The 10975-nt window shown below is 70.6% G+C and carries 8 protein-coding genes; 2 read left to right on the top strand and 6 right to left on the bottom strand.

Annotation, left to right across the window (positions count from 1 at the left end; genetic code table 11):
- Window positions 1-71: 71 nt before the first annotated feature.
- Window positions 72-1226: an acyltransferase family protein gene (locus tag VG502_RS06520; RefSeq protein ID WP_325549216.1), complete on the top strand. Its 1155-nt coding sequence runs from the start codon at window positions 72-74 to the stop codon at window positions 1224-1226.
- On the opposite strand, the gene VG502_RS06525 is transcribed toward VG502_RS06520, so the two are convergent.
- Genes VG502_RS06525 through VG502_RS06535 form a run of 3 tightly spaced genes read right to left on the bottom strand, consistent with a single transcriptional unit; the run spans window position 1120 to window position 6379 of the window.
- Window positions 1120-4812, bottom strand: coding sequence for an alpha-(1->3)-arabinofuranosyltransferase domain-containing protein (locus tag VG502_RS06525; RefSeq protein WP_325549217.1), 3693 nt, complete (start codon window positions 4810-4812; stop codon window positions 1120-1122). The genes VG502_RS06520 and VG502_RS06525 overlap by 107 nt on opposite strands.
- Window positions 4809-5516, bottom strand: a complete 708-nt coding sequence (locus VG502_RS06530) for a class I SAM-dependent methyltransferase (RefSeq protein ID WP_325549218.1) — start codon at window positions 5514-5516, stop codon at window positions 4809-4811. The genes VG502_RS06525 and VG502_RS06530 overlap by 4 nt, the downstream gene beginning before the upstream one ends.
- Complete coding sequence (locus VG502_RS06535; RefSeq protein WP_325549219.1) at window positions 5516-6379, bottom strand: class I SAM-dependent methyltransferase; 864 nt, start codon at window positions 6377-6379, stop codon at window positions 5516-5518. The genes VG502_RS06530 and VG502_RS06535 overlap by 1 nt, the downstream gene beginning before the upstream one ends.
- A gap of 99 nt (window positions 6380-6478) precedes the next feature.
- Here VG502_RS06535 and VG502_RS06540 point away from each other — a divergent pair, with 99 nt between their 5' ends.
- The gene (locus VG502_RS06540) at window positions 6479-7750 is read left to right on the top strand and encodes a glycosyltransferase family 4 protein (protein ID WP_325549220.1); all 1272 of its coding nucleotides are present in this window, start codon (window positions 6479-6481) and stop codon (window positions 7748-7750) included.
- A gap of 106 nt (window positions 7751-7856) precedes the next feature.
- On the opposite strand, the gene VG502_RS06545 is transcribed toward VG502_RS06540, so the two are convergent.
- From VG502_RS06545 to VG502_RS06555, 3 genes are all read right to left on the bottom strand, one after another.
- Window positions 7857-8009 carry a hypothetical protein gene (locus VG502_RS06545; RefSeq protein ID WP_325549221.1) on the bottom strand — a complete coding sequence of 51 codons (153 nt, stop codon included), beginning with the start codon at window positions 8007-8009 and terminating at the stop codon, window positions 7857-7859.
- Between the two features lie 127 nt (window positions 8010-8136).
- Complete coding sequence (locus tag VG502_RS06550) at window positions 8137-9906, bottom strand: MmpA family trehalose lipid delivery protein (RefSeq protein ID WP_325549222.1); 1770 nt, start codon at window positions 9904-9906, stop codon at window positions 8137-8139.
- Window positions 9906-10973, bottom strand: coding sequence for a glycosyltransferase family 4 protein (locus VG502_RS06555; RefSeq protein ID WP_325549223.1), 1068 nt, complete (start codon window positions 10971-10973; stop codon window positions 9906-9908). Before VG502_RS06555 ends, VG502_RS06550 begins: the two co-directional genes overlap by 1 nt.
- Between the last annotated feature and the right edge of the window lie 2 nt (window positions 10974-10975).

Consider the following 10975-nt stretch of genomic DNA (forward strand, 5'->3'; position numbering starts at 1 on the left):
GCCCGTCGGAAGGTGCGTGCTGGTGAAATCTACTGCAGAGTAGCTACCGACGACTCGCAGAGGGAGAAACGATGGGGCGCTACCGGCTGATCGACGGCCTGCGCGGGCTGGCCGCCCTCCTGGTACTGCTCTCGCACGTCGGTTTCTGGACCGGAGCGGACGGCCTCGACGTGTCCGGCGGACTGCTCGCACGCGGCGACAGCGGGGTCGCCGTCTTCTTCGCGATCAGTGGATTCCTGCTGCTGCGGCCGTGGATCGCGGCGGGTTCCGGTGTCGCCGCTCCCCAGGCGGTCGGTGTGTATGCCGTGCGCCGCGCCGCCCGAATCGTGCCGGCCTATCTGATCGCGCTCGTCGCGGTCCTGCTGGTCGCGGGGGCTGCGGGTGCGGTGGGCAGTTCCGATGGTGTCGGTGGCGTCGGCAAGGTCCTCGCGCATCTGCTGCTGGTGCAGGGGTATGTCGACACCTCCTACCAGTCGTTCAGCCAGACCTGGAGCCTCACGACCGAGGCGACGTTCTACCTGCTGGTGCCGGTTATCGGCACCTGGCTCGGGCGGCTGCTGCACCGGCGGTCGGCGCGGACGCTGTATGGCGTGCTGGGCGCCGTCGGAGTGGCCGGTGTCGCCATACAAGGAGCGGTGGGGGCGTGGACCGAGCACAGCCCGACGACGCACGCCGGTGTGCTGGGCACGAGCGTGCTCGGACACGCGGCATGGTTCGCGGCGGGCGCGGCGGTTGCGGTGGCAGTCCAGAGCGGTGACCTCGAGCGGCTCCGCGAGATCGGTGTCGGGACCTGGCTGGGCTCAGCGGCGCTGGTCTACGTGATCGCGTCGAGCGGGCTCGCCGGGCCACGCGACCTGCACGCGCCGACCGTCGCCGAGGCGATGTGCAAGGAGTTCCTCTACACACTGCTCGCCGCGCTGCTGCTCCTCGCGGCGGTCCGCGGGCCGTCGGATGCGCGATGGACGGCGATCGCGCAGTCCTCGATCAATCGCCGGCTCGGGGACATCTCGTACGGCGTCTTCCTCTGGCACGTGCTCGTGCTGCAGGTGATCTATCTGGCGTCCGGTTGGGCGCTGTTCACCGGGCCGTTCAGCGCCGTGCTCTTCGCGGTGCTGGTCTTCAGCGTGATGGCCGCGGCGGCGTCGAGGTCGCTGGTGGAGCAGCCGGTGCTGCGGTGGGTGCACCGGCGAACACGCACCCCGCGCGTGCCAGCGCGCTCAGCGTGACGGTGCCGAGCAGCTGACCGGCGACGGCGCCGAAGGACTGGGCGTCGACGACGCCGAAGAACGCGAGAGCCACCGCGGCCGCGAGCAGCGCACCGCCCGCTAGGTGTCGCAACCAGCGCACGGGCACCGCCGCGGCGACGAGTCCGGCCAGCAGCCCCGCCGGCCCGGCGGCCAGGAACCCGACCAGCACCGCTGCGACCGCTCCGATGACTCCCCATGCGGGTTGAGCGCCGCCCCTCGCGGGTTGAGTAGGGCGGAGGAGCGAAGCGGAGGAGCCCGTATCGAAACCGCAAGTAGCCAGGGTCTCGATACGCGGTTTCCCCCGCTTCGCTCCTCCAACCCCTACTCGACCCGCTTTGTGGCGGCGACATACGTACGCCGTGACCAGGAAGGTCAGCAGCAGAGCGAGTGCGACGAGGCCACCACCGAGCAGCCCGAGCCGCTGCGGCGTCGTCGGTTCGAAGCTCATGGTGATCGTGTCGGCACCGGTGCCGGTGACCCGGAAGCCCTGCCGCCAGCCGTCGACCTCGACCGCCTGCAGCGCGTGCCCGTCGCGATCTGTCGCGTGCCAGCCCGCATTGAAGCCTTCGCTCAGCGAGAAGACTCCGGGTGCACCGGCACTGACACGGACCACCCGCTTGCCGGAGTCGCCGGTGACGGAGGTGACCTCGCGGCTTGTGCTCGCCGGTGACGAGGCCTTGCCGAACGTCGCGAATTGCGGTGTCAGACCTGGCTTTCCGGCAACGGAGATGGTTGACCCCCGCGGTTTCGATACGGGCTCGTTCCTCGCCCTACTCAACCCGCTTGAGCCGCAGGTGGTGGCTTCGACGAGGGCACCCTTCGTTGCGCGACCGGAATCGTTGATTCGCAACGGGATTCGAGTTGCCCTGCCGTCACCGGAGCGAACCGTCACGGTCCCGGCTGCGCCACATCCGGTGGACACGGAGTCTCCGGCGGAGCGCAGCCAGACCGTTCCCGACAGCGACCCGCCCCCGGTCAGGTGGATCTGCCGGGCGATGCGCGCGCCGTCCTCGGGCAGCCGGTGGAGCAACAGAGCCTGCGAGCTGAGGTCGACATGCTGCGGCACGTCGATCACCGAACCGAGGGTCGTGCCCGGGATCGTCATACCGACGATGCCGAGCACCGGGTCGATCGCGTCGCCGGGTGCCCGGAGCCGCACCTCGACCGTGCCGGCCCGGGTCGCCGGGATCGGCACGGTGAGCTCGCTGCGACCGTGCACTGCCACCGAGACCTGCTTGTCGCCCACGCGCACCTGCACGCGGTCGGGCAACGTCGCGTGCTGCGCAGGCCCGGCGAGCTGCAGCCGGATCTGCCGGACCGTGCGGCCCGGCAGCCGGCCGCGCAGCCACGCCGTGCGCTCGTGATCACCGGTCAACCACGCGGTCGATGCGTCGTCGTCGAACGCAGCGGCGGGTCCGTCGCGAACATCGAGATGGTTCTTGGCGAACGGGTCGGCAGCCGAGGACGAGACGTCCACGCGACTCCACCCGATCCACTCGCGCGCCGGCTGTCGTGCCGGATCGTCAGCGGGTAGAAGGTCTTTCGCGCCGATGCGCGTCGGCGTCCGGTCATCCCTGGTCAGCACCGGGCTGTAGGCCAGAGCGGTCGGCACGCCGTTGTTGTAGGACCGCCACGGCATGGTGTCGGTGACCACGTCGGCGTGCCCAGAGATCGCGCCGTCCAACCGAGACCACTGCTGCGCCGACAGGAGCCCGGTCGCGTAGAGCGCGAACATCGCCTCCGGTCCCCCGGCGACGGTCAGCGGTGTTGCGCCGTAGACGGTCGCACCCGAGGTCTTCGCGTCTCCTGCACCCGCGGCCGTCACGTCATACACGGTGAGCGCGGAGCGCCCCGTGCCGTAGGTCGCGGCCACCCGGAATCCCGGTGAGTGCGCCAGCGTCCGCTGCACCTGCTGCCACGGCTGGGCTCTGACCGAGGTCGCCAGATTGCGCCGCAGCACGACCCGGTCGATGCCGAGCCGCACGAGCCCGGCCGCGAGACCGGGTTGCGGCTCCCCCGACGCCGCGAGCTCGTCGGCCACGTCGAGGATCCGCGTCGAGCCCGGTATGCCGAGGGGCGCTGCCGCGCGGGTCACCACGGGTGACTTCGCGAGCGCCGAGAGCGGCTCGTCGGTCGTGCTCCCCCAGGTGTAGGTCGAGGTGCGCGAGTTGGGCAGCAGCATCGTGGAGCCGCCGGATTCCTGTGCGGCCCGGTCGATCTCGTGCGCGACCTGCGTCCACTGCGTCGGTATGGCGCCATACGCGTCCGAGGCCCCGAGCCGTCCCTGCCAGATAGGTGTCGCGGCGACGGCAACGGCGAGGGCCAGGACCGCGGGCACGAAGCGGTCCCGCGCCAGCCGGGACACACTCACGCGCTGCAGCACCGCGGTGAAGCCGATCACCAGCGGCACGCGCAGGATGGGGTCGGCCTTGTGGATGTTGCGCAGTGGCGCCAGCGAACCGTCGAGGAGCCCCCGCACCTGCTCGCTGATCGGGCTTCCGACCGTGCCGCCGTGCCCGAGCACCATGAAGAGCGTCGCACCGACCGCACACAGCAGGGTCCAGCGCGCGAGATGTCCCCGCTGCCGCAGCAGTCCCCAGCAGCCGACGGCCGCCACGACACCGGTCGCCAGGATCGCCGTCACGGACTGGGCGAGCACCCAGCCGCCTTGCCAGACAGGGTGACTCGCGCTGTCCAGGATGTAGGCGATCCAGTCGTCGGCGCCGCGCAACACATTGGGCACCGACGTGACGGCCGTCGTGATCGACGCCGTCTCGATGTAGTCCAGGAACGGGTAGGCGTAGCGCCCCATCACCAGCAGCGGCAGCAACCACCACAACGCACCGAGCACCACCGCGGCGAGCCACGGCACCAACCGCCGCCGCCCGACCGGATGCGTCAGCAGGAACGCGAACGGCAGCGCGAGCACGATCCCGGACGCGGTGGCGTTCACCCCGCCGAGAGCGGCCGTCAGGGTGCCCGCGAGCGCGAGGACGCGCACGAGTTCGGCACGAGGCAGGTCACGCCGGACCAGCGGCAGGACCGCGATCACCAGCCACGGCGCGAGCGCCATCGGCCACGCCTCGATCGAGATCACCGGCAGCACGGTGAGCATGCGGGGCGCGAGGGCGTATGCCGCACCACCCACCAGCGCCGGCACCGATCCGGCCACCCCGAGCCGGCGCAGCAACTGCTGCATGCCGAGGAACGACACGACCAGCAGCACCGTCCACCAGACCCGTTGGGTCGCCCACTGCGGCACGGCCAGCGAGCGGCATACGCCGAAGACCGGACCCATCGGGAAGAGGTAGCCGTAGGCCTGGTTCTGCAGTTCGCCGAGGCCGGCATGGTTGTTCCAGGCGTCCAGCGAGCGCCCGAGATAGCGCCAGGGGGTCAGCGTGAGGTCGATCTTGGTGTCCGGCTGGGTACGCCCGGGCGAGACCAGCCAGGGCAGCACCGCCAGGACCGCCAGCAGCAACAGCAGCTGCAGGCGCTCGATCGCACCTCGACCGAACAGCGCCTGCGCCCCGGTGGACTGCCGGCCCACCGTGTCCGGCTCGGTCATCGGCGACGCAGGATCAGCAACAGGTTCCAGGTGACGATCTCGCGCACCCCCGGCACCCGCAGCACGACCCGGGCCGCATCCGGCAGGTAGCGCGGTCGGGCCGCGAGCACCTCCACGTCGGGATTGCTCTCGGCCCACTGCAGGCCCTGCTTCACGCTGACGCGGAACAGGGTCCGGTCGATGGTGTTCTTGGGCGCGTGCCCGTGCTTGCGGGTGTAGCGACGGACCGCGCGCTCGCCGCCGAGCCAGTGCCACGGTGACGTCTCGTGGCCGCCCCATGGGGACAGCCAGTTGGTGTAGGAGAGATAGACCAGCCCGCCCGGTCGCACGACACGCACCATCTCGTCGGCCGCCTTCTCCGGCGCACGCACGTGCTCCCACAGGTTGCTGCTGAACACCACGTCGACGCTCGCGTCGGCGAATGGCAGCGCCTCGGCGGACGCAACCACACCGCCGTCGCGCACCGAGGACACCGTCGCGTCATGGTCGATGGGCACGTATGTCGCCCCCGCCGCGCGGAATTCGTGCGCGAACTCCGCGGGCCCCGCGCCGACATCCAGCACGCGCGCGCCCTCCAGGTCGGTGATCTCGGCGAGCATCTCGCGCGAGTCGCGCGCGAGCGTGCCGTAGAAGACCTCCGGCTCGGTCTGCTCCACCAGGAACGCACGGAAGAGGCGTGCCGACCTGCCGATGCCGCGGTCCATCAGGACGCCTTCCGTGCGGTCAGGTGCAGGGTCGGCCGCAGCGTCGGCCGCGCCGCGCGTGCGGCGAGCACCAGTGGTGCCGTGGCAAGTCCGGCGGCCAGCACCGAGCGTTGGGCGAGCACGCCGTGCGGCCGGGGGCGGGGCCGGGCCAAGCGGGTCATGCTGGCGACGTCGGTGACCAGGCTGTCCAGGGCAGGTCGAGTCACGCGCACATCGGTCAACCCTACGGAGGTCGCCGCCCGACGCAGGCTTTCGGCGCTGAAGAACCGCACATGGGTCGGGTCCTCGAGCATCCACCACGCACGGCCGTAGGCCCGCAGCCCGTCACTGTCCCCCGCGGGGGTCAGGAACTGCACGGCGCCACCGGGGGCCACCAGCTCGGCGGCATGCTGCAGGGTGCGCATCGGATCGCGCACGTGCTCGAGCACGTGGATGCCGTAGACCAGCTCCACCCGGTCCTCGGCAGGGGCAAGTTCCTCGATCGCGGCCGTGTGCAGGTGCCCGCGCTCACGGACCAGCGGGTCGACGGCCACCTCGAGTTGGTCCGGGTCGGTGCCGGCGACGGTCGCGCCGGCATCCAGGAACCGCCGCAGCAGGGCGCCCGATCCGTAGCCGACCTCGAACACCGAGCGGGGCGCGCCGTCGCGGGTCAGCAGTCGGTGGGTCAGCGCGAGCCGCCACGCGTCCAGGGTCGGCTCGCCGCCATACGCACGATCGCGGTGATCGGCAGGCGCAGCAGCCAGATCACGGGTCAGGTGACCGCAGTCGTCGCAGCGTTGCAGGGTGCCCCCGCCGCGCAGCGGCAGCGCCCGGGTGGGGTTCCGACAGATTTCACAGATCGCACGGGCCACCTCGCCGGACACACCAAACCTCCAGTTACCAACGGGTAGCATTCCGCGCTACTCTACCCGTGCCGGTCCGGATGTGGCCGGTGCCACACACCCCGACCGACTGGAGTCCATGTGCGCTCTCGTTCCGACGAGGCAGGCCCGCCGATGCGGGTGCTCTATCTTTCGTGGCGGGATCGGGACAACCCGGAGGCGGGTGGCGCGGAGACCTTCACCGAGCGCACCGCCGAGGTGCTCACCGAGCTCGGGCACGAGGTCACCATCTTCACCAGCCGCTTCCCCGGCGCCGAGCGCACCACGCAGCACGGCAAGGTCGGCGTCGTCCGGCAGGGTGGCCGCTTCAGCTGTTACATCGCGGGCCTGCTGTATGCCGCCCGCCACCGCGACGACTTCGACATCGTCATCGACGTCCAGAACGGCGTGCCGTTCTGGGCACCGCTGCTGGCTCGCCGGCCGGTCGTCAATGTGATGCACCACGTGCACCGCGACCAATGGCACGTGATCTTCGGCCCGAAACTTGCTCGGTTCGGCTGGTTCCTGGAGTCGCAGGTCGCACCGCGCGTCTACCGCAAGAGCCGTTATGTGACGGTCTCGCAGGCCAGCCGGGACGACCTGGTGGAGCTGGGTATCGACCGTGACCGCATCGACGTCGTCTACTCCGGCAACGACCGACCGGCCCAGCTGGAGCACGGGATCATGCACCCGCACAGCAACACCCCGGTCCTGACCGTGCTCGGCCGGCTCGTCCCGCACAAGCAAGTCGAGACCGCGATCGACATCCTCGCCGACCTGCAGGACCTGCACCCCGAGCTGCGCCTGGACATCATCGGTGCCGGCTACTGGCACGAGGAGCTGGTGCGGTACGCCACCCGGCGCGGTGTGCTCGACCGGGTGGACTTCCACGGTTTCGTCGACGACGCCACCAAGCACCGGCTGCTGGGACGGTCCTGGCTGATGTTGATGCCCTCACACAAGGAGGGCTGGGGGCTGACCATCGTCGAAGCCGGGCTGCACGAGACACCGGCCCTGGCGTTCGCGCACGCCGGTGGACCGACCGAGTCGATCCTGCACGGGGAGACCGGGCTGCTGGCGCACACACCGGACGAGATGCGCGAGCAGGTCGCGGTGCTGTTGCGCGACGACGAGCTGCGCACCGCCTTCGGCCGGGCCGCTCGGCGGCACGCGCTGAGCTTCGACTGGAGCAGCAGCGGCAAGGCGCTGGAACTGACCCTGAAATCGGTCCTGGGACGTGCGCCGCGCCCAGAGCAGCCCACCGCACGCGCACCACGGCTGCGGTCGGTGCACGAGATCCTCGCCGCCCGGCGTCATACCGACGCAGCGGACGCCGGCCGGGTCGACGAGGCGCCCGTCGCCGCCAACTTCTGAGCCGCCAACTTCTGAGCCGCGCCATACGCACGGGAACGGGGCGGTCATCCTCAACTGAGGATGACCGCCCCGTTCGGCGTTCGTGGTCGGTTTGTCGACGAGAGGTCTACTGGTTGTAGCTGATCGTCGAGGAGAACTTCTGCGGCTGCGTGACGGAGCCCTGCTGGGCGATCAGGCCGAAGATCGCCACAGTTGCGAGAACGGCACCGGCGACGACTCCACCCACGTTGTAGAGCAGCTTCTTGTTCGTGTCGGTCATGCTTACCTCTCGATTGAACGCGGTCAGCGCCTATGTTACCCATGAGTCAGCGCCTGTGTGCAATACGGCGCGTGCCGTGTCGGCAAGAGTGTCAGCAAGCGGCCGCGATGCCGCCGCAAGCTCGAGCTCACGGTGCTTGTTCAGCATCACCTTCGATATCACCTTCGATGCCGCGCTTCCGATCCCTTGCGGAATTCGCGGCGACGACGACGACGGCGAACCCGGCGAGCACCCAGCCGGTGTAGCGACCCGGCCCGCTGCTGGCCGGGGCACGAACCCCGGCTGTGCCCAGATCGTAGAGCCGCAGGTCCGCGGCGGACGCGACCGGTGATCTGCTGGTGACCTGCCGTATGTCGCCGGTCATCGGCTGGTCGGTCTGCACCAGGACGTAACGCACTCCTCCGTCGCGCAGGGCGGACACCAGGCCCGAGCCCGAGTGGAGGGCGGTGGTGATGCGGTGTGCGTCGGGGCTCTCCCCCGGGACCACGGTGCCGCCGAGCAGGGGTAGGTCGTCGTTGACCAGGACCTCGCGATCGAGCAGTCGTTGCCAGGGGTCGAGCACGACGACGTCGTGGTCGAAGGAGTACTGCCGATAGAGCGCCCACGGGAACACCGCGACGCCTCCCGCCGGCGACGCGTCGATGCGTTCCGCCATACCGGTGTATGACGCGGGGTAGTCGACTGCCCGCCACTGACCGCCGGCACCCCAGGCCAGCCCGGTCAGGGTCACCACCGGCCAGCATGCGACCACGCCGGCGATCGTGAGTGCGGCCACGCGCTGGGCACCGGAGGCGACTCCGGCCGCGTGCACGCGCTCCACCAGGCGCCCCGCGAGGACCGCGACCAGCAACACCCAGAGGCCGACGAACTTCTGCGCGTCCCGCAGCAGCCCACCACCAGGGAGGTCGGTCACCACGACGGTCATCAGTTGCCGTCCCCCGGGCACGGCACTGGCCGCGGCGAGGACGAGCCCGACGACGCCCGCGACGGTCAGACCCGACAGGCCGGCTCCTGCGCGCCATACCCGCTCCCGCACGGCGAGGGCCACGGCAGCCACGACGACCAGCAGAGCCAGGCCGGAGACGACCAGCGACTGACGCTCGGAGAACCAGACACCCTCGTTCCAGATACCTCCGCCGGTCACGAGCGACCCCAGCACGCCCCATGGCGTGTCGGCCTTCGCCATGAACGCCTCGACCCCGACCCGGGAGGTGCCCTGGGAAGGCGCGAGGAACAGGTAGGCGAACCACCACGTGGCGCTGGCGAGCACGAAAATGCCCAGTGCCCAACCGAATTCGCCGACCCGACGGCGCGTCGACGTCTGGTTTCCTGAGCGCATGGCGAGGACTGAGAGAACCACGATCAGCCCGAGGACCGCGCCGGTGGAACCGGTCGCGGCGCTGAGCAGCAGCCAGCACGCGAGCCGGGTCCGTGCCCGCGGCTCGTCCCGGCGCACCGCGGCAGCTCCCGCCACCAGGAAGGGCACGCACGCGTAACCGAGCAGGTAGCCCCAGTGCCCGATCGCGAGTCGTTCGGCGACATACGGGTTCCACGCGGCCACCAGCGCTGCCGACGCGGCGCCGAGCCGGCTGCGCATGAGCGCTCCGACACCGGCGCCGACCAGCACGAAAACCGCCAGCAGCAAAGCTTTTTCGACCACCCAGCCCGGTGCCAGGTGCGACAGCAGCGCCACGACGAAATCGTTCGGCACCGCACGCGGCACCGAACCGTCGACTCCCATCGTCCGGTCACTCAGCGCCAGCCGAGGCACGAAGACCAGGTCGTAGTGCAGCAGGTAGCCCGGCGCCAGCGACGGCCCGAGAGCGACGAGACCGCACAGCAGGCCGACGATGGCGCCCACGCTGCGGCCCCCGACCCGACCGGATCGCCCGATCATCAGCGTGCCTGGGTCTCGATGTCGGCGAATGCCGCTCCCATTCGGGCGCATTGGGTGACCAGATCGTGCTCGGCAACCATCCGCTCACGATTGGCGGCGCCGATACGCACCCGCCGGTCGCGGTCGGTCAACTGCCCCACCAGGGCGGCCGCGATCGCCTCCACATCGTCGTCGACCAGGTCGTTGGGTGGCAGCACCGCCTCGTCGTTGGTGCCGCATCGCGTCGTCACCACCGGTATGCCGCAGGCCTGCGCCTCCAGATAGGCCAGGCCCAGCTGCTCGGTCCACTTCCAGGTCGGTCGTGGCGCGGTGCAGAAGACCGCGGCGTTCGCCAGCAGGTCGGCCACGCCGTGTGCGTCCAGTTGTCCGGCCAGCTGCACGCCGGCGGCCGGGTCGGCGGCCGCGCGCTCCACCAGCCCGCGCAGCGGCCCGTTGCCGGCCACCACCAGGCGCGCCTCGGGCACCGAGGCGCGCACGAGGCGCATCGCGTCGAGCACCCGGTCGATCCCCTTGTTCGGGGCCAGCGGGGAGCAGAAGACGACGACCGGTTCGTGGGTCGGCTCGGCGGCGGGCGCGAACACCGCGGTGTCGACTCCGGGCTTCACCACGCGGATCTTGTGGTCCTCGAAACCGTTGTCCAGCATGTGATTTCGCGCCGCGTCGATGGTGCAGAGGTAGAGGTCGGCGTTGCGTGCCGAGTCCAGCGCCTGCTTGTAGGGCGGCACCTTGTAGAGCGGCTGGTTCGGCAGGTTCTCCCAGGTGATCACGGCCTGCAGCACCTTGCTGCCGCGTCGCCACCTGCTCGCCTGACCGGTCACCAGCGAGCACAGCTCGAGCGTCGTCACCCAGTCGTATGACGCAGGGTCCTGCCGCTGCAGCCCGTTGACCCAGGCGAGCGCGCCCGCCTCGACGAAGCGCTTGACCGGCCGCCGGTAGGTGCTCGGCACCCAGGTGATGTCACCCACCGGCTCCTGCGCGGCGAGCGCGGTCACGTCGGTGTCCGGCATCCGGCTCATCCAGTAAAGCTCGCGCCGCGGTCGCTGGTCCGGCAGCGACACCCACAGCATGC

Origin of the sequence: Flexivirga sp. (assembly GCF_035551235.1) — a bacterium.
Classification (GTDB): Bacteria; Actinomycetota; Actinomycetes; order Actinomycetales; family Dermatophilaceae; genus Flexivirga.

Excerpts from the sequence above, each read along its gene's own strand:
- VG502_RS06520 (WP_325549216.1), top strand. The coding sequence starts at position 72 with ATGGGGCGCTACCGGCTGATCGACGGCCTGCGCGGGCTGGCCGCCCTC.
- VG502_RS06525 (WP_325549217.1), bottom strand. The coding sequence starts at position 4,812 with ATGACCGAGCCGGACACGGTGGGCCGGCAGTCCACCGGGGCGCAGGCG.
- VG502_RS06530 (WP_325549218.1), bottom strand. The coding sequence starts at position 5,516 with ATGGACCGCGGCATCGGCAGGTCGGCACGCCTCTTCCGTGCGTTCCTG.
- VG502_RS06545 (WP_325549221.1), bottom strand. The coding sequence starts at position 8,009 with ATGACCGACACGAACAAGAAGCTGCTCTACAACGTGGGTGGAGTCGTC.
- VG502_RS06550 (WP_325549222.1), bottom strand. The coding sequence starts at position 9,906 with ATGATCGGGCGATCCGGTCGGGTCGGGGGCCGCAGCGTGGGCGCCATC.
- VG502_RS06555 (WP_325549223.1), bottom strand. The coding sequence starts at position 10,973 with ATGCTGTGGGTGTCGCTGCCGGACCAGCGACCGCGGCGCGAGCTTTAC.